At 49.3% G+C, this 26160-nt stretch carries 28 protein-coding genes; 12 read left to right on the forward strand and 16 right to left on the reverse strand.

Annotated elements, in window-relative coordinates; genetic code table 11:
- From INP79_RS14360 to INP79_RS14370, 3 genes are all read left to right on the forward strand, one after another.
- Entirely contained in the window at positions 1-2076 is a 2076-nt protein-coding gene (locus INP79_RS14360) for an EAL domain-containing protein (RefSeq protein WP_194754899.1), read from the forward strand.
- A 96-nt stretch (positions 2077-2172) separates the two neighbouring features.
- Positions 2173-3456 (forward strand): OmpP1/FadL family transporter, encoded by a 1284-nt coding sequence (locus INP79_RS14365; protein ID WP_194754900.1) that lies wholly within the window; start codon positions 2173-2175, stop codon positions 3454-3456.
- Positions 3457-3649: 193 nt separating this feature from the next.
- Positions 3650-5113, forward strand: a complete 1464-nt coding sequence (locus INP79_RS14370; RefSeq protein WP_194754901.1) for a porin — start codon at positions 3650-3652, stop codon at positions 5111-5113.
- A 64-nt stretch (positions 5114-5177) separates the two neighbouring features.
- Here the strand turns inward: INP79_RS14370 and INP79_RS14375 are convergent, their stop codons facing one another.
- The 6 genes from INP79_RS14375 to INP79_RS14400 form a co-directional block, all read right to left on the reverse strand.
- Positions 5178-6104 carry a choice-of-anchor A family protein gene (locus INP79_RS14375; protein WP_228520046.1) on the reverse strand — a complete coding sequence of 309 codons (927 nt, stop codon included), beginning with the start codon at positions 6102-6104 and terminating at the stop codon, positions 5178-5180.
- Positions 6105-6236: 132 nt separating this feature from the next.
- Positions 6237-8876, reverse strand: coding sequence for an EAL domain-containing protein (locus tag INP79_RS14380; RefSeq protein ID WP_194754902.1), 2640 nt, complete (start codon positions 8874-8876; stop codon positions 6237-6239).
- 199 nt (positions 8877-9075) lie between these two features.
- A complete protein-coding gene (locus INP79_RS14385; protein WP_194754903.1) occupies positions 9076-9735 on the reverse strand; it encodes a pyridoxamine 5'-phosphate oxidase family protein in 660 nt (219 codons plus the stop codon).
- A gap of 117 nt (positions 9736-9852) precedes the next feature.
- On the reverse strand, positions 9853-10611 hold the full coding sequence (locus INP79_RS14390; RefSeq protein ID WP_228520048.1) for a hypothetical protein: 759 nt from the start codon (positions 10609-10611) through the stop codon (positions 9853-9855).
- Positions 10612-10674: 63 nt separating this feature from the next.
- Positions 10675-11961, reverse strand: coding sequence for a diguanylate cyclase domain-containing protein (locus tag INP79_RS14395; protein WP_228520050.1), 1287 nt, complete (start codon positions 11959-11961; stop codon positions 10675-10677).
- A gap of 211 nt (positions 11962-12172) precedes the next feature.
- The gene (locus INP79_RS14400; protein ID WP_194754905.1) at positions 12173-12337 is read right to left on the reverse strand and encodes a DUF3309 family protein; all 165 of its coding nucleotides are present in this window, start codon (positions 12335-12337) and stop codon (positions 12173-12175) included.
- Between the two features lie 357 nt (positions 12338-12694).
- Between INP79_RS14400 and INP79_RS14405 the strand changes: the two genes are divergently transcribed.
- On the forward strand, positions 12695-12868 hold the full coding sequence (locus tag INP79_RS14405; RefSeq protein ID WP_194754906.1) for a hypothetical protein: 174 nt from the start codon (positions 12695-12697) through the stop codon (positions 12866-12868).
- Here INP79_RS14405 and INP79_RS14410 read toward each other — a convergent pair.
- Both INP79_RS14410 and INP79_RS14415 read right to left on the reverse strand, forming a co-directional pair.
- Positions 12852-13136, reverse strand: a complete 285-nt coding sequence (locus tag INP79_RS14410) for a hypothetical protein (RefSeq protein WP_194754907.1) — start codon at positions 13134-13136, stop codon at positions 12852-12854. The two genes, INP79_RS14405 and INP79_RS14410, sit on opposite strands and share 17 nt — an antisense overlap.
- Before the next feature lie 21 nt (positions 13137-13157).
- Positions 13158-13313, reverse strand: coding sequence for a DUF3309 domain-containing protein (locus INP79_RS14415; protein WP_370583281.1), 156 nt, complete (start codon positions 13311-13313; stop codon positions 13158-13160).
- Positions 13314-13415: 102 nt separating this feature from the next.
- Between INP79_RS14415 and INP79_RS15670 the strand changes: the two genes are divergently transcribed.
- Positions 13416-14045 carry a DUF421 domain-containing protein gene (locus tag INP79_RS15670; protein ID WP_370583282.1) on the forward strand — a complete coding sequence of 210 codons (630 nt, stop codon included), beginning with the start codon at positions 13416-13418 and terminating at the stop codon, positions 14043-14045.
- Positions 14046-14297: 252 nt separating this feature from the next.
- Positions 14298-15908: an EAL domain-containing protein gene (locus INP79_RS14425; protein ID WP_194754908.1), complete on the forward strand. Its 1611-nt coding sequence runs from the start codon at positions 14298-14300 to the stop codon at positions 15906-15908.
- Positions 15909-15959: 51 nt separating this feature from the next.
- Here INP79_RS14425 and INP79_RS14430 read toward each other — a convergent pair whose 3' ends face one another.
- The 3 genes from INP79_RS14430 to INP79_RS14440 all read right to left on the reverse strand — a co-directional run bounded on the left by INP79_RS14430 (position 15960) and on the right by INP79_RS14440 (position 17559).
- Complete coding sequence (locus INP79_RS14430) at positions 15960-16913, reverse strand: PA2778 family cysteine peptidase (RefSeq protein WP_228520052.1); 954 nt, start codon at positions 16911-16913, stop codon at positions 15960-15962.
- A 22-nt stretch (positions 16914-16935) separates the two neighbouring features.
- Positions 16936-17334, reverse strand: coding sequence for a PA2779 family protein (locus INP79_RS14435; RefSeq protein ID WP_194754910.1), 399 nt, complete (start codon positions 17332-17334; stop codon positions 16936-16938).
- Positions 17335-17403: 69 nt separating this feature from the next.
- Entirely contained in the window at positions 17404-17559 is a 156-nt protein-coding gene (locus INP79_RS14440) for a DUF3309 family protein (protein ID WP_194754911.1), read from the reverse strand.
- Positions 17560-17963: 404 nt separating this feature from the next.
- Here INP79_RS14440 and INP79_RS14445 point away from each other — a divergent pair, with 404 nt between their 5' ends.
- Positions 17964-20129 (forward strand): EAL domain-containing protein, encoded by a 2166-nt coding sequence (locus tag INP79_RS14445; RefSeq protein WP_228520054.1) that lies wholly within the window; start codon positions 17964-17966, stop codon positions 20127-20129.
- A 64-nt stretch (positions 20130-20193) separates the two neighbouring features.
- On the opposite strand, the gene INP79_RS14450 is transcribed toward INP79_RS14445, so the two are convergent.
- On the reverse strand, positions 20194-20985 hold the full coding sequence (locus INP79_RS14450) for a hypothetical protein (protein ID WP_228520056.1): 792 nt from the start codon (positions 20983-20985) through the stop codon (positions 20194-20196).
- A 139-nt stretch (positions 20986-21124) separates the two neighbouring features.
- Positions 21125-21574 carry a hypothetical protein gene (locus tag INP79_RS14455; RefSeq protein WP_194754912.1) on the reverse strand — a complete coding sequence of 150 codons (450 nt, stop codon included), beginning with the start codon at positions 21572-21574 and terminating at the stop codon, positions 21125-21127.
- A 206-nt stretch (positions 21575-21780) separates the two neighbouring features.
- Between INP79_RS14455 and INP79_RS14460 the strand changes: the two genes are divergently transcribed.
- Positions 21781-22050: a hypothetical protein gene (locus tag INP79_RS14460; RefSeq protein ID WP_194754913.1), complete on the forward strand. Its 270-nt coding sequence runs from the start codon at positions 21781-21783 to the stop codon at positions 22048-22050.
- A 16-nt stretch (positions 22051-22066) separates the two neighbouring features.
- A complete protein-coding gene (locus INP79_RS14465; protein ID WP_194754914.1) occupies positions 22067-22402 on the forward strand; it encodes a multidrug efflux SMR transporter in 336 nt (111 codons plus the stop codon).
- Positions 22403-22408: 6 nt separating this feature from the next.
- Here the strand turns inward: INP79_RS14465 and INP79_RS14470 are convergent, their stop codons facing one another.
- The 3 genes from INP79_RS14470 to INP79_RS14480 are packed head-to-tail and all read right to left on the reverse strand — an operon-like array spanning position 22409 to position 23742.
- Positions 22409-22963 (reverse strand): pyridoxamine 5'-phosphate oxidase family protein, encoded by a 555-nt coding sequence (locus INP79_RS14470; RefSeq protein WP_194754915.1) that lies wholly within the window; start codon positions 22961-22963, stop codon positions 22409-22411.
- A 36-nt stretch (positions 22964-22999) separates the two neighbouring features.
- Complete coding sequence (locus INP79_RS14475) at positions 23000-23233, reverse strand: DUF2798 domain-containing protein (protein WP_370583283.1); 234 nt, start codon at positions 23231-23233, stop codon at positions 23000-23002.
- Positions 23234-23262: 29 nt separating this feature from the next.
- Entirely contained in the window at positions 23263-23742 is a 480-nt protein-coding gene (locus INP79_RS14480) for a DUF2938 family protein (protein WP_194754916.1), read from the reverse strand.
- An 82-nt stretch (positions 23743-23824) separates the two neighbouring features.
- Here INP79_RS14480 and INP79_RS14485 point away from each other — a divergent pair, with 82 nt between their 5' ends.
- The 3 genes from INP79_RS14485 (at position 23825) to INP79_RS14495 (ending at position 26137) form a co-directional block, all read left to right on the forward strand.
- On the forward strand, positions 23825-24226 hold the full coding sequence (locus INP79_RS14485) for a helix-turn-helix domain-containing protein (RefSeq protein ID WP_194754917.1): 402 nt from the start codon (positions 23825-23827) through the stop codon (positions 24224-24226).
- Between the two features lie 212 nt (positions 24227-24438).
- Entirely contained in the window at positions 24439-25593 is a 1155-nt protein-coding gene (locus INP79_RS14490) for a diguanylate cyclase (RefSeq protein ID WP_194754918.1), read from the forward strand.
- A 364-nt stretch (positions 25594-25957) separates the two neighbouring features.
- On the forward strand, positions 25958-26137 hold the full coding sequence (locus INP79_RS14495) for a Flp family type IVb pilin (protein ID WP_194754919.1): 180 nt from the start codon (positions 25958-25960) through the stop codon (positions 26135-26137).
- Positions 26138-26160: the final 23 nt, after the last annotated feature.

The raw sequence follows: 26160 nt of genomic DNA on the forward strand, positions 1-26160 counted from the left end.
ATGTTAAGACTACTTCCACACCTCAAGATTGCGCACAAACTACTGCTCACCGAGCTGGTGATGACATTGAGCATGCTGCTGGTATTTATTGTCTTTGCATTCGGCAGCCATTACCACAGTCTGCGCTCCCACCTGATCCGTGACATTCTGGTACAAATGAATGTGGTGGCAAACTCGATTGGCCCGGCCGTGATGTTTGGCGAGGTGAGCTCTGCCGCCAAAACACTGGAACCGCTGACAGATAACCAGAATATCCGCAGCGTCGTCATTCTTAATCAGCAACAACAACCCTTGCAAAGCCTGCATCCTGAGCACCCGCAAAACCCGGCAGGCTGGCAATGGCTGTATCCCTACTTTACCGACATGGAAGTCTCGACGCCGATTGTCGTTAATGATAAAACCGTAGGCACGTTGCATGCCACTATCAAGCAGGAACAAATTGTCGATGTATTAATCGGCTTTGCCTGGTCGAATGCCATTGCCGTGCTAGCAGCGGCATTGGCAGGCTGCCTGATTATGTGGCGACTGAACCGCAATATTGTCGATCCGATTCACGCGCTACAAAGCTTCGTCAGCAAGATCACGCGCAATCACCATTACGACCAGCGTATCAAAGTGACCAGCGCCGACGAAATCGGCATGCTGAGCCATGATATCAACAACATGCTGGAAAGCATCCGCCAACGGGATGACCGGCTGCAAGCCGAACTGGAACACCGCAAGGTGATTGAAGAGAAACTGCAGTTTTTAGCGCACTATGATAAAAACACCCAGTTATTGAACCGCCACGCGTTTGAAGAAGCCATCACACGCAAGATCACCGCCCCGCTGGATGACCGCAAACACGTTTACCTGCTGCTACTGGACCTGGACCGTTTCAAAATCGTCAACGATGCCTTTGGCCACAACACCGGCGACAAGCTATTACAGCAGGTGGCGCACAGACTGCGCGGCAATATGTCACAGGAAGATGCCATTTTCCGCCTGGGTGGAGATGAGTTTGCCATCCTGTTGGATGCGCCTGCGCGCAATCTGATAGAGCAGGTATGCAAACGGATTATCCAAACCATTTCTGCACAATTTATCGTCGATGACCATGAAATCCACATCGGGGTCAGTATTGGGATTGCACAGCTGCGGCCCGGCTTTGACTCCAAAACCGAAGTCATGAAGAATGCCGACGTGGCGTTATACCAGGCCAAAGATGCCGGGCGTAATACCTACCGCTTTTATAGCGAAACGGATGAGGCTAATACCTCGGAGTTGCGCAACCTGCGTGAAGAGCTGCATTTTGCCTTGCAGAATCAGGAGCTGGAGTTGTATTACCAGCCGATTATCCATACCCAGCTACTCAAAACCATCGGCTTTGAGGCACTGCTCAGATGGCGCCATCCAAGCAAAGGCTTGCTGACGCCAGACCAGTTTATCAACCTGGCAGAAGGCTCAGGACTCATCATCAGCATAGGCGCCTGGGTGATCCACCAGTCGCTAAAGCAACTGTCCATGTGGCAAGAAATGTTTGACCCTGACCTGTTCATGAACGTGAACATTTCATCACGACAACTGGATGATGACAGCTTGTCTGACACTATCCGCCATGCGCTGGATTTTTACCACGTCTCGCCACGCACACTTAACCTGGAAATTACCGAATCCATGGTCATGCGCAACATTGAATCGGCCAAACAAATTCTTTATTCACTCAAACAATTGGGTATAGGCATTGCAATTGATGATTTTGGCATCGGTCACTCATCCATGAATTACCTGAAGCAGTTGCCGGTCGATATCCTCAAAATTGACAAGCAATTTACGGCTGGCATTCCGCAAGACAAGGTCGATATTGCTATTGTGGATGCCCTGGTTGCACTGGCAGTGAGCCTCAATTTAAAAGTCGTTGCTGAAGGCGTAGAAAGTGCGATCCAGTTTGAATACTTGCAATACAAACTTTGCCATCATGTACAAGGCTATTTATTTAGTGCAGCCTTGTCTGCCAGCCAGACAACAGCGTTTATGGCCGAATTTCCAGAAAGCATTCCAACTGTTTTTCGTAAAATTGCCGGGGCCGAAAGCTAACACTCATAAAGTTAGCCTGGATACTTAAACCTAGATAAATAGCATTGCAATCACACAGATAACAACAAGTCACACAGAGAGCGTTCAGGGGAACACATGTTACGTTTCAAACCATCTTACCTACTGGTCGGCCTGGCACTGTCAGGCTATCACCTCAACAGTACAGCAGCGGGCTTCGCCCTGTTTGAACAAGGCGCAAGCGGCCTAGGCAATGCCTATGCCGGTGCTTCAGCCATTGCAGAAGATGCGAGCACCATTTTCTTTAACCCGGCTAGCATGACTTACCTTGAAGGTCGCCAGATGGTCGGCGCCTTGCACCTGATCAAGACCAATGGTGATTTTGATGACAAAAACAGTACACATGTCGCAGCTTATGCACGCGGAGGAGAAGGTGGAAATGTTGGTAGCCTCGCGGCCATCCCCAACCTGTTTTACAAACAAGATCTCAACGAACGATTCAAGTTTGGTTTAGGTATCAGTACGCCATTTGGCCTCAAAACTGAATATGACAAAAACTGGCTGGGTCGCTTCCAGGCAGTCAAGTCCGAGCTAAAGACCATTAATATCAACCCGTCTCTAGCATGGAAACTGAATGACCAATGGTCATTTGGTGTTGGCGTCTCAGCCATGTGGGCACAGGCCGAACTCACCAGCGCAGTCAATCTTTCCACTCTGGGGCTACCGGAATCATCAGTCAAAAATAAGGGCGACGATTGGGGCTTTGGCTACAACCTGGGGGCTATTTACCAAGTCACCCCTGACACCCGATTAGGTTTGGCATTCCGTTCAAAAGTGGAACAACACCTGAAAGGCGAAGCCACATCCCCTTTCACCTTGGCCAATGGCAATCCAATACGGACACTAAATACCAATATCACAGCAGACTTAACTCTTCCCGAAACGCTCTCCTTCAGTAGCTTTAGCCACCTGGACGACCGTTGGGATTTACTGGCGGACGTGACCTGGACGCGCTGGAGCCAATTCAAGACACTCACAATCATGCGTGACAATGGCTCCAATACAGAAGTAGGCTCAACCCAAGAACACTGGAACAACACGCTGCGCTATTCTCTGGGCGTCAACTATCGTTACACAGACACCTTAAAACTGCGTACCGGTGTTGCTTATGATGAAGAGGCCATTGATAACAATCACAGAACACCGCGTATTCCTGGCAATGACCGCATTTGGCTGTCATTTGGCGCCAGCTGGCAATATAGTCCGCAGACTAAATTTGACGTCGGCTACGCGCATCTTTTTATCAAAGAAGCGCGCATTTATGACGATCAGCAAAGCCCTGCGCCTGGCAAAGGAATTATTGCAGGTAAATATGACGGCAGTGCCGACATCCTCAGCATGCAATTCACACACCAGTTCTAAGCCGCTCTGGGCCTAGCAATACCACACGCCAGCCGTGATTGCCAATGGCATCACGGCTGATTCCCGCGCCATGTCAGCAGCGTATCTTTCACCTTGTAAGTTTCATGTAAGCCGGTTGTCATTTAAACTTCATCTACCAGATTGAAAATGCGTGTCTTGAAACAACCCGAAACACCGCTTTTTAGGATAGAAGATGACCATAGCGCACTTTTTCAAACTGGCTTTACTGCCGCTGGCAATTAGCCAGGCATTCGCAGCCCAGGCAGCAGACCAAGCCAGCACGACTTCACAAGAATCCCCTTCTCTTGTGTCCCGTTTCATGAATGATGACAATCCGTTCCGCATCAATTTCGATTTGGGCGACCATCCTTCTTACTTCCAGATATATGGCCTGGTCGATATCGGCCTGACCCATATCAATCACTCTCTGCCTGAGAACTATGAGTTAGCAAACAACTTCTACCCTTACTCAGGTGCAAAAAAGACAGACAGAACCACCTCAAGAACTAACTGGGTGAATGGCGGCTGGCAAGGTTCACGCCTGGGCTTTAAAGGTGAGGTCGCCAAGCTGCAAGCATGGGACCACGATTTCAAGTTTATCTACCAACTGGAAGCCGGTTTTAATACGCTGGACATGAAACTGCACGATGCTGCACAAACCCTGGCTGATAACTCCGGCACCAATGCCAACTCCAGCGTCAGCGCCAACTCATCCATGAACGGTGAATTGTTTACCCGCCAAGCCTGGGCAGGGATTGATGCTGGCTCATGGGGTAAATTGACTTATGGTACGCAATACAACCCGTTCTTTGAAATCACCGTGACCTATGATCCTAACGGTAAGGCCGACAGCTTTTCACCACTGGGTGAGAGCGGCACCGTGGGTGGTGGTGGTGGCGTATCTGAAAACTCACGCATGAAAAACTCCATCAAGTATGCAAATACTTACGAGCTGGAAAGCCATGACAAAATCAATTACGCCGTGATCAACCAGTTCGGTAACTCAGCAGGCACCTCGCACGGCAACGGCTACACCACACAATTAGGCTACGAAAGCAGCGCATTCGGCGTGCAATTGGCTTATGACAGATTTTTTGATTCAGTGAAGTCAGGCATTGCTGGCGCTGGCAATCCTTTGGCCAATGACACTATTGCAGTATCCCTATATAACACTCAGGCGGTATTGCTGACCGGCAGATGGATGCCGACCAAAGACCTGAAAATCATTGGTGGTGCGGAGTGGTATCAATTACAACCATCCTCCTCACGCTCGATTGATTATCACTCTATCTATGATCAAACCGTGTTTGGTGGCGTAGCTAACTCGGCATTGAAACCAGGCTACAAACAGGATAACTATGTATATTACCTGGGTGCCAACTTTGACTTTGCGCAACGCGTGCCTGCCCTGGCTGGCCTGACCACCTCCATCGGCTACTACCTGACAAAAGCGGACGCCATTGACGGCCCTACCGTTTCAACCAACTCACAGGGCAAGATTGATACCTGGACCGCCATGTTGGACTATAAACTGAACAAGCGTTTCGATACTTATCTGGCTTATACCACCAACCACTTTTCAGGTGATAAATATCCAAGCGCTTCGAATTACACGAATGTGACCAGCTACGGTGCTGGGTTACGCATGAAGTTCTAACACAAGCGTTGAAACAAAAAAGACTCAAGCATGTGCTTGAGTCTTTTTTGTTGCCGGGCGCCTATCAGACGAGAGACTGACGTCTGCGTGCCAACAGACCAACAAACGCCAAACCAGCCAGCAACATGCCATAAGTTTCTGGTTCAGGCACTGGGGTTACCACCAGGCCGGTGATTTCTGTGGGTTTGAACATACCGGTCACATTGACCTGGGTATTGCTATTCCAAGTCTTGGCAATCACATTGCCGTTAATTGCGCCATTATTACCCGTAATCTCTGCCAGCGGCGCCAGTATAGTCCCTGTCGCACCAGAGCCAGTACTCAATGCCGTGGCTTGATAAAAGTTATATACCACATTAAAACCATACTTGCTAAAGTCGGTGCCGGTGCCGCCATTAAAGGTCAAGCCAAAGCCTGAAATATTCAAGATAATGGTCTGGCCGTTAGCAAAGCCACTGAATGTTGTATTGTTTGCAGCGCTGAAAAAACTGCCATCAATGTCAAAAATCTGTGCATCCGTGTTGTTGCTGGCGGTCAGTTGCAAACCACCGTAGTTGTAAGTCGCAGTCCCCGTATTCGTCAGGGCATTGAGACTGGTAGACAGATTTTGCAAATAAGTACGCTCATTGGCAAAATTGATTGGGTCGCTGTCAGTATAACTGCCGCTGAAACCAAAATTTGCAGTGCTACGCGTCCCGCCGACATCAATATTACCGTTCTTCACGCTACCATTTTTAAAGGTCAGGTCATTTGCGACCACCAGCGCATTGCCAGCCACCGCTTTATTGAGCTCATTCACAGAGTAATTGGCAACATCAAAACTGCCGCCAACAGCGACGGCGCCCTCTACATCGCTCGCTCTGCTAGTAAAATCTTCAAATACAAACACATTAAACTGGCCAGCTACGCCAAAATCCAGCACATCGGCCGAGGCTGCCATGCTTTGCATTGCAAGTGTGGCAATAACCGCGCTTTTGAACATCCAATTCATACATCACCCTTTAATAGCCAAATAATCGTCATCATAAATAATGTTTTATGATCGTTTAAGTGACTTATAACACTTTTACTTCTGGCCTCAGATAGCCCATTCGGGTAAATCCGTTTCTACACAGGCAGTTAACTACCTGGCAATGGCCGCTTCGCGAGACTGCTGCACCAGCATTTGCTCAAAAGCATCCGCTGGCACTGGCGGTGAATAGAAGAAACCTTGTGCATAGTCGCAATGAATATCCATCAGCAAGTCACGCTGTAGCGCAGTCTCTACACCTTCGGCAATGACTTTCAAGCCCAATTTATGCGCCATCACAATAATCGCTTCGCAAAGCACGTAGCTTTCATTACCTTCGTTAAGGTTTCGGGTGAATGACTGGTCAATCTTGAGATAGTCAATATCAAACTTGCTGAGATAGGAAAGCGAAGAGTAGCCAGTACCGAAATCATCAATCGCGACCTGGATGCCCATGTCCCTAAATTGCAGCAAACGCTCTTCGACCACTGGATCCGGATTAAGCAGCAAGCCTTCGGTGATTTCCACCACGATACGCTTACCCTCTACGCCCATGGCACGCAAAGCGTGTACCCAGTCATTCTGCAAATTGAATTGCTCAACAAACTGCACCGGCGATTTATTGACACTGATGGCAAAGTCATCGCCCATCAATGGCTGCCATTGTATGGCGCGCTGCGCGGCCTGATGGAAAATCCAGTCGCCCATGGCAATAATGTCACCGGTCTCTTCTGCCACCGGGATAAACAAAGCAGGGCTAATCAGGCCGCGCTCTGGATGCTGCCAGCGCATCAGGGCTTCGGCCTTGATAATCTTGCCATCATGCAAACTGACGATAGGCTGGTAGTAGTCACGCAACTCATTATTTTCCAGCGCAGTGCGCAAATCACGCGCAAGGTTGACGCGTTGTGACAACGCATCCCTGATGGCCAATGAGAAGAAACGCACACTATTACGGCCGCGGCTTTTGGCATCGTACATGGCCTGATCGGCATGCTGAATCATTTCTTCAGCGTGTACAGCATCATCAGGATATTGGCTGATGCCGATACTGACTGTCACAAACACGCGTTCGCCACCTAAAATATAGGCCTTGGAAATATCCTGCATCAGTTGGCTACACAAGGCATGCAGGTCGGCATGCAGGCCTTCCGGCACAATAATGGCAAACTCGTCGCCCCCCAGCCTGGCCACCGTCGCCGCTGCGAGCACGCACTGGCGGATACGTTGCCCGACCTCTGCCAGCAACTCATCTCCGCGTCGGTGACCCAAGCTGTCATTAACTTCCTTGAAGCGGTCAAGATCGAGCAACAGCAAGGTTAAACGCTGCTGCGTGGCAGTGGCTTCTGCCAATGCCTCTTTTATTTGCTGATGAAAATAGTGCCGGTTAGGCAATTCGGTCAGGCTATCGTAATTGGCCTGACGCCAAATGGCCGCTTCGGCCTGTTTTTTATCCGTGATATCAATATGCGTCCCGCGCATCATCGCAGGCTCACCTGCCGGCGTGCGTGAAATCAAACGGCCACGATCGACAATCCACACCCAATGCCCCGCTTTATGCCGCATGCGGATATCGCACTCATAAAACTCGATTTCTCCCTGCAAATGGCGTGCGACTAGCGTCATCGATGTTTGCCAGTCATCAGGGTGCGTCAGGCGCTTTGCTGTTTCGAGATTATGCGGAATCAACTCCTCGAGGCTATATCCGAGGATCTCTGCCCAGCGCCGGTTAAACTGAAACTGGCCAGTCTCCACATTCCATTCCCAAGTCCCGGCCCGGGTCGCATCAATAATATCGGTGAGGCGCAAACGCTCAAGCTCTAACTCTTCACGCTTATTTTGTATTTCAGCCGTTTTTCTTTTGACAGCTACCCGCAGCATGACAATCAGCAAAACGAGCGTCAACGCCACAACGACAATCAGCACCAGCACAATCTTTACCTGCCTGGAAGTCTCGCCGCGCTGCAAAGGGCTGCCTTTCCATTTAGCTTCCAGTGCAGCCATGTCTGCCGGGCTGATTGCATCTGCACCACGCGCAATCAGGTTCAGCATTTGGGTATTGCCCTTTTTCACTGCGCGATGAAATTTTCCCTGATACAGCGTAAATGCACGCAGAATCTGGCTATCAGCATCCATGCGGTACAAATAGTAACTGGCAGGATAATCGTCCATGCAGACGATTTTGACCTGGCCGTTTAAGGTCGCCTGAATAATCTCTTCATAATTGTTATACAGTCGGAACGACTTCACACCAGCGTCTTTGAGCCTGAAGATGCATCCATCGCCTTTTTGCACCCCGACGGTGAATCCGCTCAGCCCGCCTGGCGCCACCAATCCACTCAGGCTCTCATGCACATAGATCCCAACCGGAACGGTGGCATAAGCAGGGGTAAACGTATAAGTCTGCTCTCGCTCCGGGTTGCGGAAGATCATTTCAATCACATCGGCATGACCGCTTAACAATTGCTGCTGCGCCTGCTCCCAGGCGGTCGAGAGCAGCGTCACCTTGACGCCGGTCCGTTGCTCCCACAGCTTCCAGTAATCAACCACGATGCCCACCGTATTGCCATTGGCATCCTTGAATAAATAGGGCGGATAATTATCGTCACTGATCACGGTGATGGCATTGTCTTCTGCCCATACCGTAGACGCGACGATGCCTACGCCCAGCAGGACGCAGCAGAGCAAGCGGCAAAACCAAGACAGAACGCGATAGACACGGCGCCGTGCAGGCCTGGCTGCAAAGTTATTCATGGGTAATGAGGTGTACACCCTGCAATTGGTCAAAAAGACGGTTATGAGTATTATCGACAGAATAATACAAACATTTACGACAATTGTCTTTTACAGTACGTTAAACGGGCACAGATGAACGCGAACTCCAATCAAAAAAGGCGCCAGGAAAATCCTGAACGCCTTGCTGAAACGGTGTTAAGAGCAGTTGCAGCGGATGCTACACATCTGGTGCGCCGGCTTTGATTTTTGCGATCCAGTCTTCTACCTGGATAAAACCAGCCGCCTGGGCCTTTTGGGCATCCTCTTCAGAAATCACATCCTGCACAAACTCCAACCGCTTCCACTCAGCCAAAGGCGTTTTACATTGGGCACTGGGCACATAGCGTGAAGCACTGTCTCGTGTATAGCGGTGAATATAGCGCGGGCAGTTCTGCCACAGCTCGGACAACGTCACTTTGACCACAAATTCAGCTTCCTGGTACAAAGCCAGCAGCACAGGGTCTGTGGATACCTGGCTCACTCCTTGCAAGCGTATGCGGTGCGGGCGCTCAAAAGACATAAACAACATGCCAATATCTGCATTCTCGACCATATTGCCAACCGAAAGCTGCATACCATTACCGTTGTATATCGGAAAAATCAGTGTTTTGTCATCAATCACGCGCACAAAACCAGTAAAGCCACCTTTATATGAGACGGTTGGCCGTCCGTTATGATCCACCGTAGACAGGAAAAACATATCCAGCGACTCTATAAATCCTTTGGCATCGTCATCAATCTCCGTCTTGCAGGCGATTTCTTCAATGCGGTCAGCCAGCTTCCTGGTGCCTTGCTCATCCTGCACCTTGCGATGCGTTTCTCCAAACAAACGACTCATATTACCCTCTCCAGAATCATGAATAATGTGCGTTGCCAGTTCTTGCCAATGTACTGGACGCTGAGTTCAAACTCACCTCAGACGGGACTATTGTAGGAGCTTCAGGCAGGACTGTCATTAAAACACCCGGATTAACCGGAAACTCCACAAACGTTGCGTTTTATCCGGATGATCCAGCGTAGACCAGGCGGTGCCCAACTGCACCGTGTAAGACTGGCTGGCATCATAATGCAGCTGCGGCGTCAGCCGGTAGCGCCAGGTGCCGCCACTACTCACTTCCTGGTTCAGTTCCAGGCCCAAGGTCAGACGCGGCGAGACGTCATAGAAAACGGTGTTATTCAACAAATAATCCACTTGGGCACTGCGGTTGATGTCGTGCACACGCAGACCCAGCATACTCAACGACGACCATTGGCCCTCCCATTTCAAGGCATGAATATACGTCGCATCAGCAGACACGGCTTTAGTATGCTTATTGACGTCGACAAATGCCTGCCAACCGTTGGCCATGCCTTGCGCTTCATCAATGTTCAATGTTTGCTGAATCGCCACTTTATAACGTTCATGGCTGGCATTCTCAAACGGCAGCTCGATCTCAATCGCCAGGTCATCTGCCAGGCCGTACTCTAACTCTGGCGCCCAATTAATATCGCCGGTATAGGGGTTATAGTCACCCAGCGCATTGATTTCCATTTCGCCCTGCCTGACGCCCAAAGGACGCACCAGGTCGTAGACCATGGGCTCCGGAATGCGAGACAGCCGCGTACTATGCGCAGCATCAGGCTCGGCAAAGCGTGGTTCAAGATTGATATCGGAGGCGTAAAGCGGCGAACAGGCCACCAGGCTGGCAACCAACAGAACATCAGTGCACTTCATCAATACATTTACATCAATAAAAATGCCATACTAACACGCTGAGCGCGTGCAATAAACGTTGGTTTATTTCCAGAGGCTGTAAGTATTCCTGCCGGTATGCTTGGCCTGGTAAAGCGCCATGTCCGCTTGTTTAAGCAGTTGCTTTAAGGTGACATCCGATAAAGGATCATACAAGGTGAGTCCAACACTCAGGTGCACGGCGATTTCATGATCATTAATCAGCATCGGCACATTGAAAATATCCAGCAACTTGGTTGCGACTTTGATCAGGCCTTGCTCGGACAATTGATCTTTGACCACAATCACAAACTCGTCCCCTCCGAGACGGCTGACTGTATCCATGTCACGGATATTGGATTTCAACCTGACAGCGACCGCTTTAATGACTTCATCGCCCACATCATGACCATACTGGTCGTTAATAGCTTTGAAATGGTCTACATCCAGCGCCATGAGGCCGAATCTTTTGTGATCGCGTTTGGCTTCTGAGTGTGCATAGTTCAGGCGGCTTTCGAGCAGACGACGATTGGGCAAGCCGGTCAGGCTGTCCATTAATGCACCCTCGGACAAATAATAACGCTCCTGGGCAAAGAAGTAGGCGATGCCGCCTACCAGCAGGCTTAACAATACACTCAAGACGATACCGAGGCTGCGCCCGGGCAGGTCATGGCTTCTTTTATTCTCAATGGCCCATTCCCATTTGCCATTGGGCACTTCGCTTTGCTGAATGAAGATGTTTTTCTGACTAAACAACGCCGCATCGCCATGAAACACGCGCTTCTGATCCGCAGTCCTGATCGCAAATGAGAATTGGGGATTTTGCACATTCTGAAAAGCGGCTTGCAAAAAACTATGGGTATCAATCACCGTCGACATAATGCCCCAGTAGTGACCATCGACAAAAATCGGGAAGCGGTAAATCATGCCGTTACCGCCCTGTATCAAATCCAACGGGCCATCCAGCACGCCTTGACGAGAGTCAATCGCCAGTTTCACTTTAGGCCACTGCGAGGCAACCTCACGATAATCGATGCCGATAATCTGCTCATTGCCCTTTTCAGGATAAACATAGGTGAGCTTGTAATTCACAGCCACGGCCAGGTTTCTGACATGATGCGCATTGGACCAGAGATCAGCGAGTATCGCCTGCATCTTCTCCTGCTCTAATTCGTTCCGGTAGACCTTGATAAAACTGGACAAGCCATTAGAAATAAATAGCAGGGAATTTAATTCACGATCCAGCTCAGCACGCAGCAGACTGCCATAAGACGCGGCTTCAAGATAAGCTTCGCCCTCAGCTTTCTGGCGCTGGTAATCCAGCAGGAAATGCCAAAACAAAAAAGCCAACATTGCCGCAAATGTAGCAATCAGTTGGCTTTTAAATGTTTGGCTAAGTTTCGGACGCACTGGCTCACTTCACAAAAAGGTTCCATTTTGCATTCTACGCTAAGCTCATCCGACTCCTTTTGAGAAAGAGCAATAGGTTTACTCTTTAATCATTGAAAATGATTCACGCGATCACTATCTCTTCAAGAAGTGTTATCACGAAGATCATTGTGCGTTAAAAATCAACGAAACCAATGGCAAACGCCATCATAATCAAGACGGCGATCAACAGGGTCAACGCACGTCCTGGATCCATACCCCAACTCACGCGGTAAAGACCGGTACGAAAAGCATGGATTAAAGCAAGCGTGAAAATCACTATCAGCAGCGTCCCCAGCATATCGCCCTCCTGCAATCAAGCCTCCACGACAGCACGGTCAGCGAGAGGCATCTAATGGTTGAAGCAAGGAATAGTTACATCTATTACAGGCTTCATTATGGCGCATCGCCTGGCGAAAAACGAGGTGACTTATACTGAATCCATTGTAGGAATGATCGGACAAAGATGTGAGACGTAAGTGCCCACATACTTAACAGGCTATCAGCGTTCCAGGGACGCTTTAAAAAGTGAAATAAACAGCCATTTACTGATGCTGTGCATGAAATTCTGACAGGCGTATCAGGCACATACGGATAAAAAAATCGCCTGCGGCTCAGTAATGTGAAGTGTCCTCTCAATATCCTTATGGAGTTTGATATGTCTACGATTCATATCCTGCATCAGCATGACCAGGCTCAGCAACAGATCAACCCGCACCCTGCATTTCCAGAAGAGACACATAAACCGATCAAACCGGACCCTGACACACCTTACGAACCAATAGAACCTGCAGAGCCAGACGTGCAACCCGACATCATCGATGATGTTTAACACTGGCTGCAAAATAGCCGGCTTTGGTCAACCGGAATGCTTCATGTAGCGGATCGACCCATTGTTGTGTTTTGGCATAGGCAGTGCCTTGTAACAAGTCCTGCTGGCTTTTCTGTTGTGCATACCATACCCCGCTTAATTGCTTAACGTTCAAGGCTTCTCCTGCCAACCGCTGAAAATGATGTACAAAAATATCCAGCAATAAGCGTGCACTCCCCTCAGCAGGCTGCATGCCTTTTTGCCTACCCTGATTTGTATATTGATTCATTTGCATCTCGCCATGCATCTCTTATCCTCCAGAAAATGTCAGCAGCAACAATGCCAACAGCAACAAACCAAAGCCACCACTTGGGAAATAACCCCAGTTTGCACTATGGGGCCAGGCGGGCAAAGCACCAATCAGTGCGATAACGAGAATAATAATGAGGACAGTGCTGAACATCATGCGCTCCAGTCATCGATTCAAACCGGCCACAAAAGCAAGCCTGAATACCAAAGTGAGTAAGGCTTCATCATGCCGTCATCACCTGATGCTGACCATGACACTGTGGCTGAATTTGCTGTAGGAATGAATAAGGCACTTTTTTTTCATCGTCGGCATAGCTGGTTTTTCCTACAACAAGTGCATCTGGCGCTGATAAATACCCTCGCCTTATTTTTGTACACTCTCTGCACATCATTAAATGTGGCGAATGAGATGGATACAGCGGCGTTCAGCTTAAGCGTTCCCCTGTGGGAAATCGTGATTCGAGGATCTATCGTCTATTGGTTCCTGTTTTTTATTTTCAGATCCATCTTGCGCCGGGATATGGGCAGTGTCGGCGTCGGGGATTTTTTGTTTGTGGTCATTGTGGCCGATGCCTCCCAAAACGCTATGAGCGGGGATGCCAAATCGATCCTGGACGGCCTGGCATTGATCAGCGTATTGGTTTTCTGGAATCTGTTGATAGACTGGCTGAGCTATAAAAACGAATGGGTCAGACGCGTGATGGAAGCGCCGCCGCTGGTACTGGTCCGCCACGGCGTACTGCAAACCCGTGCCATGCGACGCGAATTCATTAGCAAAGACGATATTCTGGCCAAGCTGCGAGAAGAAGGGATTGAGCATTTATCCGCAGTAAAACAAATGCAATTAGAGTCAGATGGTCAGCTCAGTATTATTCACGACGATAAGTAACAATGACTTTCTTCAAATTAACGTTTATTCTCACGCTGTAAAAGTGACGCAGCTTCATGTGCCTCTCACCGCCTCAAGATCGATATTCAAATAACACTAACGAAAAGAACTATGCTTATCATTCTTGCACTCCGCGCCCGTTCCATGACCTTCAGGTTGCATACACCTATCCCATGACCCATCGGCCAGCCACTACACGCTGGCCAATCTGTAAGGATAGCGATGAAACTGACTGTTGGAAGGAGGCATCACATGGATCACCTATTAAAGAAAAGCTGGCGTAACAAAAAAATTGTCACTGGCATTACCGTTCTACTGATTGCCATCACCGCCTCCATTTCCATCTTTCTATCTTTAATCATTGCCCATAACCAGGCGGTTTCAAAAGAAACCAAACACCTGCGGGAAATCACTTCCGGCGTATTAATGCGCATGAGCACTACACGGCAACAGTTTGCCAATGTGGTGAATTACTTTTCTTCTATCGCCGAACAGGACGCTTGCCTGCCACAACAGGTACAAAAGATGCAGGAATTCAATGTGTCAGGATTCTTCTTGCAGGGCGTGGCACATATCCGTGACAACAAAATCCTCTGCTCATCTATTTCCGAATTGCTGGATGGGATGGAACTCGGTCAGCCCTACCGGACTGAGCCCGATGGCACCAAGGTATGGTCCAACATCAAGATTGCAGACTGGCAAGACCGGCATCTGGTGATTTTCGAAAAATCCGGCTGGGCCATCATGTTTGTACCCAGCCACGCCATAGAAGCCCTGGATAACTCCGAGGTTGCCATCGGCGTGTTCAGCATTCAGTCGCACCGGCTATATACCAGCAAGGGAGAGATTGCAACAGCCTGGCTACAAAGATACCAAGGTAAGCAAGCACTTACTTTTATTGATAAAGAGCGCCAGATGCTGGTGTATATTGCACCCAACCAGCTGAATGTCACCGCAGTGGTGGCCGCCATCCCACTTAAGGATATCAATGATGATATCGTGACTTTTATTCAAATCCTGATCCCGCTGGCCATCATTGTCGGCCTGTTATTGGGCGGGCTATTTGTCTATATGCAGCGCACCAGGTACTCGACTAAATCGGCCATTTTGCGCGCGTTAGCAAATGATGAGTTTTACCTGGAATATCAGCCCATCATGCATTTGCATCACAATACTTGTGTCGGCGCCGAAGCATTGATTCGATGGCGAACGCCGGATAATACCTTCATCAGTCCGGACACGTTTATCCCCGCCGCCGAAGCGGCAGGCGTCATTTGCCAAATCACGCAACGCGTGTTTGAACTCGTGGCGAAAGACATGCGCAATGCATTTAATACCCATCAGGATTTTCATGTCGGCATCAATATTTCCTCGCACGACATTCGCTCAGGCCACTTATTATCACTGATTAAAAACCTGACCAAATCCAGCGGAGCATCAGGCGGGCAACTCCTGATTGAAGTCACCGAACGTGGTTTTCTCGATGATGACGATGCGCTCACGACCATCAAGGATATTCGCGATTGCGGTGTACGTGTAGCGATTGATGACTTCGGGACAGGTTACTCCAGCCTGTCTTACCTGACCAAGTTCCAGCTGGATTACCTTAAGATCGATAAGACTTTTGTCGACTCCGTGGGCACCGACGCGGTCACCAGCCACGTCGCTTTTCATATTATTGAAATGGCGAAAACGTTACAGCTGGATATGGTGGCTGAAGGCGTGGAAACGGCAGCGCAAGCAGAAATCCTGCAAGCACGTGGTGTCAAATATGTACAGGGCTGGTTATTCTCAAAATCACTCAAACGAAAAGATTTTTACGCTTACCTGGACAAACACCCACCGATCACACAGGCCACTTAAGATATAAAAAATCTATTTTAAAACGTAAGCAAGCGCTCACACCATACGTGATTATTTTTGAGACTGACGGATTTCAGCCAGCGTCTGTGCAAGTTGAGATTTTAACTGTTGATTGTCCCCGGCCAAGGCGAGCCCTTTCTCGGCAACCGTTTCTGCCTGAGTGATGTGCTTTTGTGCAAGCAGCACATTGGCTAAATTATTATAAGCGGCGGCTGAAGCAGGATGTACGTCGGTCATATGCTGGAAAGTGGCCGCAGCCAACGGCAAATCATTGTCGGCATAGGCCGCATTACCCAAGCCCATCAATAGCACCGGGTGATCGGGCCACTGATTGACGGCGGCCTGATACGCTGTTTTTCGCGCAGTTACTGAGGTGTTCTTCTCATAAGCCACCAAAGCCTTGGCGACATCGTCTGCGCCTACACTGACGGGCAACCTGCCTGGGGCTAATGCCACAAATGCCCAATGCTCACTCCGTGCCCATGTGCGCTGAAATGCACTGAGCGACATTTCAAAACGCTCATAAGTACCTGAGCGCAACCACAACAACTCTTTATCCAGATCATAACCAACGACGACGGCATAATGCCATGAGGGGACCCACGAAAAACCAAGGTTCTGCATGACTACCACCACATTGCCCGCAGCCACCTCCTGCATCACAGCATCCAGTTGCGGCGGGATTTTTACCGCCACTGCGCCGTGCCGTCTGGCAGCAGCCAGCATTTCAATCTGCAGGCTGCCCTGACGGCTGGGTACATATACCTCAGGGGTCAGTTGCGCTGGGGTCACTTGAATATTGGCCGCCCCCAATGCCGTTGCCAGCGCGGCCGGGCCACACTGGTATTGTGCCTGCGGGAAAAAAGGCGTGTCCGTCAGTTCGGCATGGCGTGGCAACTGGGTATTGTGCGTGGCTTCACGCACCCCTGTCGCCGCACATGCGCTTAACAGGCACAAAAAAGCCAGCAGGCTTAGGTGGCGCAAACTGGCTTTGATGGCACTCATAGACATATCCAGAGGTACGGTCTTAACGCACTGAACGTGTGAATGGGAAGATTTTTGTGAAGCCTAAAATATCAGTCAGCAACAATACAAAGAATACGAGCACAATCGCACCAATAATGCCGCCGCCAGCAGGTGCTTTATCCAGTTGAGAGGCGAGGTTATTCGCTTCGTCATCGGTCAATGCCGCCACGCGTGATTTGGCTTCTGCAGGATCAATACCACGCTTCACCAACTCAGACTGCACCTCATCGCGTGAAAGTATCTCTACGATTTTGGCTCGGTCTTGCGCGCCTTTGGCCGATATCGTCGATTCAGCGACTTGATCAGTGCCAATCATGGCTGCCTGTACAGCTTGCATAGACCCAGTAAATAAGAGCGAAGCTGCTAAAAAAATACTTAAAAAACGTTTAGCCATCATCATGATCAGTTCCTTTATGTAGAGATTGAATTGGGCACACTTACCACCGTAAAACCACCTCAGGCGCACGAACTATAGCCGCCCCGTGAGCGCAAGAATCAGCAATATCAGAATGATCAAGCTCAGGCCGCCACTTGGGTAATAACCCCAACCAGCACTGTAAGGCCAGGTAGGCAAGGCACCGATTAAAGCCAAAATCAAAATCACCAGCAGCAGGGCTCTCAGCATAGCATGTACTCCTCAGGCAAACGATTGCCAGTGATACTGTCAATCAGCGTATTGGTATTAAATGCGTGAGGCTCCATCATGCGGACAAACCATCCCTAATAACATGTCACAACGGCTGAATTTATTGTAGGAATAGTCCGATACAGGGCGTTGCTTGGAATAAAACCTTGCTAGCAACATGCAATGGTGGAGAAAAAAGACCATCCCCTATCCAGCCGGCATTCTCTCAGGCTCAAGCATAAAAATATAACAGACACGCAAAGAGTTCTCTCATTCCGCCATGCAATGCTTTACTATCACATACAATTTAATTTGTATAAAAGAATGTATCCTGGGAGAGAATGGATGAGGCTGAATGCCGCAACACATCCATGTTCAGCATGATCAAACAATGCATTTTACTTATGGCAACATGCCTGTCATTGTCACTGCCTGCGCAAGAAATTCTGCCTGGTAGCCTGTATGCCGCAGACAATTTGCAACGACTACATTTTTCAGCACAGGAAACCGACTGGATAAAACAGCATCGCAATATACGCGTTGCAGTGAGAAATGGCTGGATGCCGATTGAGTTTCAGTTAGAGAATCAAAAACATAAAGGCGTTTCGATTCAATATCTGCAAAAAATTAGCCAGCTCACCGGTTTGAAATTCACCATTGTCGATTACCACGACAACATCACCAGCAACGAGGCTTCACTCGTGACCGGTATCCGCGGCAAGCAGATGCCCGTGGGCTTCAGCCTACTGGCCACGCCTTACCTGGAAACGCCTAACGCCATTTATGTCGCGTCCCACAACAAACTTTACCAGAGCGAGATTCAACTGGACCAGCTGACCCACAAAACTGTGGCCGTTTTCAGAAACGGGCCTTTATCTCAAAGGCTCAGCGAACTGGTGCCTGGCATCAAAATCAAACTGGTCGATATTGCAGATGAAGCCTTTGAATACCTGGATGCCGGGCTGGTAGATGCTTACGTCGGCAATGAGCTGGTACTTGACTACCACCTGGACTTCCACAAAATAAAGGCCATCAGGAAAAGTGGTGTCACCGCGATCACCAGTACAGTATTTATGGCAGCCAGTGACACTGAGCCCATGCTACGCAGCATTTTGAATAAGGCCTCTCTGCAGATTGGCACCAATCCGCCAGATATTCTGGAGGCGTGGCGCAGATCACCCGAAAATCCACTGACCAAATATCTGGTGTCAGCCCTGTCTTTTTTTGCCGTGCTGTTACTGATCCAGTTATTTAAACTCTACCAGGCCAATAAAAAACAAGCCGTAGCGGCACAACATGCCATCTGGTTCCAGGCTAACCATGACTTTCTGACCAAGCTGCCGAACCGGTTTCAACTCAAAGATGAGCTTGACCAGGCACTACAGGCAGCCATGCGACACCCCAACACACTGGGTGTGATGATTATTGACCTGGACAATTTCAAGGAAATTAATGATACGGCAGGTCATGCTGTGGGCGATGAAGTGCTGATTAAAGTGGCTGCGCGTATCCAGTCTATCATCTTGCCACCCAACTTCACTGCCAGGTTTGGCGGAGATGAGTTCTTAATTGTGATTCAACAGGACGCCAGTGAAGAGAAGCTGCGCCAGCTTTGCGATCAACTGATTGCTGTCATGGCAGCGCCATTTACGATTCAGCAAAAATCTTTCGTAGCTTCCATCAGCATTGGTGTGTCGCTGTTTCCCGACAACAGCCTGCAAGCGGAAGAGCTCATCATGTTTGCCGACCAGGCGCTTTACCAGGCCAAGCGCACGGGCAAGAACAAATTCATTCTATTTAACGAAGGCATGCACGATGCCTTTACCAGAAGAACGCACCTCAGCAATGAATTACGCTATGCTGTACAAAAAAATCAGCTACATCTGCAATATCAGCCCATTTTCAATTTAACTGATTTACGCTGCGACAAAGTTGAAGCATTATTACGCTGGCAACATCCTGAATTTGGCACCCTCTCGCCAGAAGCTTTTATCAGCATCGCAGAAGAGAACGGCTATATTATTGAACTTGGCGAGTGGGTATTCCAGCAAACCATCAGGGACTTCGAGCAGATTAACCAGCGCTTTGGCCAGGTAGAAATCTGCATCAATATTTCACCGTTACAACTCTCGCATTCAGCCCCCATTCACCATTTCATCTCCAATCTGGCTGCCCGCAGTATATCTGGCGACCACTTTTGCTTTGAAATCACCGAAGGGCTACTGTTAGAGCCTTCAGGCAATGTGATTGAAACGCTCAACAGCATTCATGAACACGGCATCAAACTGGCGATAGATGACTTTGGCACAGGCTATTCTTCGTTGGCCTACCTCAATAAATTCAAGATTGACTACGTCAAAATTGATAAATCGTTTATCAATCAGATTACGTCCAATCTGAACGACCAGGCTTTATGCAAAACCATTATCTTCATGGGTAAACAGCTGAATATCAAACTGATTGCCGAAGGCGTTGAGACACTGGCACAGGAGAACATGCTGAAGGAAATGGGCTGCCAGTACTCGCAAGGCTATTACCGGGCACGGCCATCCGACCTGGATGATTTATAACCCATAAAACAAAAAAGACGCCTGAAGCTGGCGTCTTCTCCTCACAGAGCTCACAGACTAACGGTTAGAAACTCTGCTCGCGAGAGGCGTGCAATTTATCCAACTCGCTATTATTTTCTGCGGCGTGACACTCCAAAATATCGACGTCACCTTTACTAAAAGTCAGCCGTTCAACGGTGTTGATATTACCGGCAAATTTATTGTCGAGTTCGCCGCACTTTTTGGCCCGGTGATTCACAAAATTCAAATAATCTTTTTTCCTGGCCTCCAACTGTGAAGCCGGGATAGAGCTATCGTTCATCACGTTCGTGTAAGCACTTCTTAATCGCAGCTCAGACACACTCCAGATATTAAAAACCAGCATTTTTCTGGAGGTTTCTTTTTGCTGCACAGGCTCGGCCACCGGCAGTGCCTGGCTGGCATGGATCTCTACCACTGGAGCCTGGGCCGGTTCAAGTTCACTGCTATCAGTTTTTCTAGATTTTTTGCTGCCCGGCTTGGACGCAGATTTTGCAGGGGCCACCGGTGCCGCTGCTGCCTCATCTTGCACTGCACTGGTAGTGGCCGGCGCTTCAGCCTTCACATCAGACACATTCACCTCAGGGCCAGCCTCTGACGCAATCTGTGTCTGCATGCGCATTTCCTGGCGGGAAAGGGCGGTATTGCCTTCTTCCTTGGATAGCAAACCAAATAGAATGACCACGATCAAACCGATCAATATGACATTGACTTTGCCGATATCAACCGAACCGCGCTCGCAACTTGGCGACTTCACGGAGCGTTTTTCATCTCCCGCCAACCACGGCGCTGAGGCACGGCTAGCATGTGTGTTTCCAGGATGAAGCATATGTCTCATAAATTCTGTTATATGGTGTGTTGATACCAATCTTCCGCTCAATGTCGAACAATGCACTAAAACTGCCCAAGATTCAAGAATTTGTACTGACTGTATATCTTTCGGGCTTCATGTATCCAAGCCTGCATGAAGCAGGCCGTTAAATTCTGGTTACTCGAGACTTCTCTGAGACAAACTGCATGGACATCGGGTTAGCAAAAATACGCGTCGCTTTTGCCGCAGGCTGACCATATCCTTGGGCTGCCGCGGCAGAAGGGCTATGCGCATCTTCCCGCAGCAAAGCATCCATAAAGTGCCCTTTTTCCGCTTTGTGCGCTGGCTTAGCGGCACGCGCGGCCTTGCCAAACGACGCATCGGCCACCAGTACCTGGCTTGCCCCCACGGAGTCAGTCAAATGTGCGGCATGCATGTCACTTGGTGCACTGGATCCAATCGAAACGACTGTCATAAAAAATCCGATAAACATAATCACCAGCGCAGCAGATACTGTGCCCGCCGTGATCGCGATCAGAGACATAGCGCTGGTTGCACCTTGTCTTGATGTACCCTGCAATGTTGATGCATTTGGCACTGGATTGGATTTTTTCATGAGCAGCCTCCCGGTTTTAGATTTTGGTCAAATCAATACAGGTGCCATCATGCCGCACCGCCCAGTCACGCCCTATCCCACTCACGCTGAATCTGTTGTAGGAATTATCGGACACAACATCCCCTCGGAGGCGATGCGCCTATGCCGTCATCCTCGCTCTCGTTTTATAATAAAGGTCACACAGCCACATCTGCACGAGGAAAACCATGGACTTCAACGTTCTGTCTGCATTTTATCTAGTACCGCTGTTTATCTCAGCGATAGGCGGTTTAATTGAGTTCAGGAGCTGTGAGTTTGATACACCAAGGCACGCCTTGAGCAAGGCATTTTTCCTGGCTTTCAGGAGCATGGTGCCTGTCCTGAATATCTTTTCGGCGATTTTGTACCTGATTACCTGCGGTACTTTTACCTTGAAAAAAACAGGTGCCTGGAAACAAAACGGCGGCTGGAAGAAGTCTGCAGCCCCAAAGAAATAATTGAGGAAAACAGTAGATGCTTAAATATTGGTTGTTTTTGTTCGCGGCGATTCTCAGTGAAGTGACTGCGACCTCTTCACTTAAAGCCAGCGCAGGGTTTACCAAAGTAATCCCGTCTGTCATCGTCGTGGTCGGTTATGGTTTGTCGTTCTACTTTTTATCGCTGGTATTAAAAGCCATCCCTATTGGCATTGCTTACGCGGTGTGGGCCGGCCTGGGCATCGTGCTATTAGCCCTGGTCGGGTGGATATTTTTTGGCCAGGCGCTGGATACCCCGGCCCTGATTGGCATCGCGCTCATTCTGGCCGGGGTGATTATCATGAATGTGTTTTCAAAAGCGGTTGCACACTAAGAAGGCTCAATCGCCTTCTTTGCCGTTGATGTAGGTAGGCAACCCATCAATACTGGTGTGATTTTTTGCCTGCCAGTAGGCCTCAATCCCGGCCTCACCTTTCGCCGCTGCCCAATGGTTGAGCTGCTCCCGCTCCCCGACATAATCCATGTAGGGCACAGACATGCCACAAGAGGTTTGCACCAGCTCAATATTCAACTCAAATATCTGCCGCGCGCCGGGCAAAGGGTCAAACTGGCCAATCAATGTCTGCCACGCCGGGTCATGCTTGTGGATGACGTTGGCCTGGCCGTATAAACGCAGAATTAAGGGATCTCCTGATAAGGCCATAAACATCACCGTCATCCTGGCATTCTGTTGCACATGGGCGGCTGTCTCATTACCGCTGCCCGTCACGTTCAACCACATCACCTGCTGGGGAGAAACCACTTTTAAGGTGTTCATGCCTTTAGGTGAAATATTGACTCGCCCCTGATCCACGGCGGTGCCGACAAAAAACACTTTCTGTTCGGCGATAAACTGCATATGTGCCGTACTTAATGCCTGAAACTGCTTACCCATGGCCACTCCCGAATATCATCTGCCCATATTATATGATCAGCCTGCTACCGTTGCACTCACCAGCCTGACAACGAGCGGTCTCACCAATTGCAGAAAAACAAATGCCGTTGGCATCGCCAGCGCATAGGCTTGGATGACCCTGATGAAGTAATGTCCATCGACACCCGTATTGATGGCAACAATCACCATGCACATCAATAAGGCCATGACTGCCGACATATAAAAAGCAAATACAACCGGCGTATATTGACGTGGTAGTTTGTAACGCATATTCATTCCCTCCATGTTAGTTAACGCACTCATTTGAGCATCTCAGCGGCCAAAAACAGGCACAGGCCAAACATGCCATGGTTAAACAGGCTTCTGAGGCAGTTCATCAGTGGCTGCGGCGTATTGCGAAATGCCAGGCCGCCGCCCATGCCTGGCTGCATGATCAACAGCGGAAAAACCACCGTCAGCACCCCCACCACCAGCGCAGCGCCAATCTCCGGCTCGCGTAACCACTGACCACCATACACCAGCAGTAACAGCTCGGCGATCAATATGCCAATCGCATAATGCGCCACCATCCCGATGCCCCATTCATTGGCCAATGCCGGGGCTTGCCCGATATTGGCATGCACGAATTTCATCTGTGTGAAATGCCCGATCCAACGGCCAAGATAGGCAAAATTGAGTGCTCTGCCCCCCAGCTGTTTCTGCAACCACAACCAGCCATCAAACAACGCGGTTGCCACCACCCCCAGTAAAACGCCATTCAATACAATGATGATCTGCATATTTCTATCTCTCCTTTTCTTGACGCATGTACATTGTGTAAATCACTATACAAGTTCAAGTTAACTTGAGGTCAAGCGATTTATGAACATTTCTGAAGTGGTCAAAAAGACTGGGATCAAAGCATCGACGCTCAGATATTACGAAGAGATAGGCTTAATCAAATCCCTGGGCAGAAAAGGACTGCAAAGATACTTTGCAGCAGATGTCATCGACCAATTGGCACTGATATCCCTGGCCAAATGTGCTGATTTCTCCTTACAGGAAATCAGCGCCATGTTTGCTGCCAACGAACAACCTCTGGTAGATCGCAATAAGCTCCTGGATAAAGCAGCGCATATTGACGAGACCATTAAACGACTCACCCTCATGAGCAACTGCCTGAAACATGCCGCCGTGTGCAAGGCGCCATCACACCTAGAATGTCCTTCGTTCAGGCGGCTGATGAAAGCCGCCATCACAGGCAGGCTGACCGGTAGCACTTAGATGGCAAGACCTGCACTGTCACACTGGCGGCCCCGATGGATGCTAGACCGGACTAATCACACAATTTGCTGCACACTGACAGGCACAGCCCTACAAAATGCAGCATAATAAGCACACCGTCGTGCGATAAATCGTTGGCATCCGGAGTGTGCAGTGTCTACCCCTGACCTTCGCCACATTCAAATAATCAACGCATTAGAACAGGATAGAACTTGGTCAATAAAACAAGAGAAAGTGCCATCAAGGCTCTGGAGTTCAATCCGCATGATCTTGCCTGTGAAGAACTGCGTCATGTTTACCGCGGCAAAAACAGTGGCAAGCTGATTGTATTGTTTAGCGGCCTGGTGGCCGCTGCCATGCTGGCCTGGGATATTGGCGTGGTATATGCAGGCGCGTGGTATGCCTGGCTGCTGCTTGCACATGCCTGGCACTGGTGGCTGGGGCGGCTGGACTTTATCTCAGCCAACGTCAGCATTGAGCTAGCGCGCATCAACCGCCATGTCATGGCGGCTGGCATGGCAGGCTTGGGCTGGGGTGCCCTCTCTATCGCACTGCCGCTACTGGATCGTTCTAGCAAAGCGGCCATCCTGATCATCATGCTCATTGCGGTCATCGTCGCACTGCCGCGACTGGTCGTGTTCCTGCCCATTTTCTTTGCTTTCGCAATTGGCGTATATGCGCCGCTGCTGCTGGCAACACCGTTTCTTGATTTTGAAACCTTACATATGGTGCTCGTCATCCTGGTCGTTGTTGGCGCGACACTCTGGGCATCAGCAAGCGAGGTGCGCAAAATCCTGATTGATGTATTGCTCAAGCAGATTTCATCGGAACAGGCTTCCTGGGAGGATAGACTGACGGGCATTGGCAACCGTCGAAGTTTTGATGCCAACATGGCGACCACCTGGGCCCAGGCTTCGCGTGCCAAAGTACCGCTATCACTGATGATGGTGGATGTGGATTTTTTTAAAAAATTCAATGACAGCTATGGTCACCAGGCAGGCGATGAATGCCTGAGGCAAGTGGCGGCAGCGCTGGATAGCTGCGCACGCAGGGCGGGGGATGCTGTCACCCGTTATGGTGGCGAGGAGTTTGCCGTCGTCCTGTTTCACACCCCATTGAACGAAGCTCGCAATATCAGCGAGAGTATGCTGACGGCGGTGCAAAAACTCGGTATCCGCCATGAACAATCCCCACATGAAATCGTCACCATCTCGATGGGGATTGCGACCATCGTCCCTACGGCTGAACACGGCATACAACAGTTTATAGAAGAGGCAGATAAAGCGCTTTACCGTGCCAAGGAAAATGGGCGCAATCGCGCTGAATGGCAAATTTTGAGCCCGCCAAAGGGCGACGAAACGGCTTAAATGCCCGCCAAGGTTACAAAAAATTTTACATCCCTGTCATATTTTGTCATCCCTGAACAAAAATTGTAAATCACATGCCTGCATTTCCAGCCATAAAAAAATGACGGTTTTCAACAAAAACAACTAAAAATCATATAGTTATAAAAAATTCACTTAAATAACGCGCATTCCAGTTGTAAAGTGGGCACATTAGTTGCTATAAAAATTACATAAATGTTTTTTTGGGTAAAGTAGCTAAGGGTCACGCTCTGTTTCAGCAACTACAGTCGCTCTTTAGAAGTTGATTTTTGTCATTTGTAAAATTAATTGGGGCTATGTCGGCAATTCAGTCAACACAAGCACCCAAAATACACGGGGAACCAAAATGCAAAACACGATTAAAGCAATTATTTCCAAATTCTTGCGCGACGAAGAGGGTGCCAGCGCGATTGAGTATGCATTGCTTGCCGCCATGGTAGCCATTGCACTAGTCACTTTCGTGAAACCTATCAATGGCCTCATTTTCGACATTTTTACGCAAATTTCAACAGCGCTCACCCCATAACCATCGCGAACATCAGGCGAATG

Source organism: Methylophilus sp. QUAN, from assembly GCF_015354445.1.
Classification (GTDB): Bacteria; Pseudomonadota; Gammaproteobacteria; order Burkholderiales; family Methylophilaceae; genus Methylophilus.

Coding starts and splice junctions, on each gene's coding strand:
- INP79_RS14360 (WP_194754899.1), top strand. CDS start 1: ATGTTAAGACTACTTCCACACCTCAAGATTGCGCACAAACTACTGCTC.
- INP79_RS14365 (WP_194754900.1), top strand. CDS start 2,173: ATGTTACGTTTCAAACCATCTTACCTACTGGTCGGCCTGGCACTGTCA.
- INP79_RS14370 (WP_194754901.1), top strand. CDS start 3,650: ATGACCATAGCGCACTTTTTCAAACTGGCTTTACTGCCGCTGGCAATT.
- INP79_RS14375 (WP_228520046.1), bottom strand. CDS start 6,104: ATGAATTGGATGTTCAAAAGCGCGGTTATTGCCACACTTGCAATGCAA.
- INP79_RS14380 (WP_194754902.1), bottom strand. CDS start 8,876: ATGAATAACTTTGCAGCCAGGCCTGCACGGCGCCGTGTCTATCGCGTT.
- INP79_RS14385 (WP_194754903.1), bottom strand. CDS start 9,735: ATGAGTCGTTTGTTTGGAGAAACGCATCGCAAGGTGCAGGATGAGCAA.
- INP79_RS14390 (WP_228520048.1), bottom strand. CDS start 10,611: ATGAAGTGCACTGATGTTCTGTTGGTTGCCAGCCTGGTGGCCTGTTCG.
- INP79_RS14395 (WP_228520050.1), bottom strand. CDS start 11,961: ATGTTGGCTTTTTTGTTTTGGCATTTCCTGCTGGATTACCAGCGCCAG.
- INP79_RS14400 (WP_194754905.1), bottom strand. CDS start 12,337: ATGCTGGGGACGCTGCTGATAGTGATTTTCACGCTTGCTTTAATCCAT.
- INP79_RS14405 (WP_194754906.1), top strand. CDS start 12,695: ATGTCTACGATTCATATCCTGCATCAGCATGACCAGGCTCAGCAACAG.
- INP79_RS14410 (WP_194754907.1), bottom strand. CDS start 13,136: ATGAATCAATATACAAATCAGGGTAGGCAAAAAGGCATGCAGCCTGCT.
- INP79_RS14415 (WP_370583281.1), bottom strand. CDS start 13,313: ATGATGTTCAGCACTGTCCTCATTATTATTCTCGTTATCGCACTGATT.
- INP79_RS14425 (WP_194754908.1), top strand. CDS start 14,298: ATGGATCACCTATTAAAGAAAAGCTGGCGTAACAAAAAAATTGTCACT.
- INP79_RS14430 (WP_228520052.1), bottom strand. CDS start 16,913: ATGAGTGCCATCAAAGCCAGTTTGCGCCACCTAAGCCTGCTGGCTTTT.
- INP79_RS14435 (WP_194754910.1), bottom strand. CDS start 17,334: ATGATGATGGCTAAACGTTTTTTAAGTATTTTTTTAGCAGCTTCGCTC.
- INP79_RS14440 (WP_194754911.1), bottom strand. CDS start 17,559: ATGCTGAGAGCCCTGCTGCTGGTGATTTTGATTTTGGCTTTAATCGGT.
- INP79_RS14445 (WP_228520054.1), top strand. CDS start 17,964: ATGGCAACATGCCTGTCATTGTCACTGCCTGCGCAAGAAATTCTGCCT.
- INP79_RS14450 (WP_228520056.1), bottom strand. CDS start 20,985: ATGAGACATATGCTTCATCCTGGAAACACACATGCTAGCCGTGCCTCA.
- INP79_RS14455 (WP_194754912.1), bottom strand. CDS start 21,574: ATGAAAAAATCCAATCCAGTGCCAAATGCATCAACATTGCAGGGTACA.
- INP79_RS14460 (WP_194754913.1), top strand. CDS start 21,781: ATGGACTTCAACGTTCTGTCTGCATTTTATCTAGTACCGCTGTTTATC.
- INP79_RS14465 (WP_194754914.1), top strand. CDS start 22,067: ATGCTTAAATATTGGTTGTTTTTGTTCGCGGCGATTCTCAGTGAAGTG.
- INP79_RS14470 (WP_194754915.1), bottom strand. CDS start 22,963: ATGGGTAAGCAGTTTCAGGCATTAAGTACGGCACATATGCAGTTTATC.
- INP79_RS14475 (WP_370583283.1), bottom strand. CDS start 23,233: ATGCGTTACAAACTACCACGTCAATATACGCCGGTTGTATTTGCTTTT.
- INP79_RS14480 (WP_194754916.1), bottom strand. CDS start 23,742: ATGCAGATCATCATTGTATTGAATGGCGTTTTACTGGGGGTGGTGGCA.
- INP79_RS14485 (WP_194754917.1), top strand. CDS start 23,825: ATGAACATTTCTGAAGTGGTCAAAAAGACTGGGATCAAAGCATCGACG.
- INP79_RS14495 (WP_194754919.1), top strand. CDS start 25,958: ATGCAAAACACGATTAAAGCAATTATTTCCAAATTCTTGCGCGACGAA.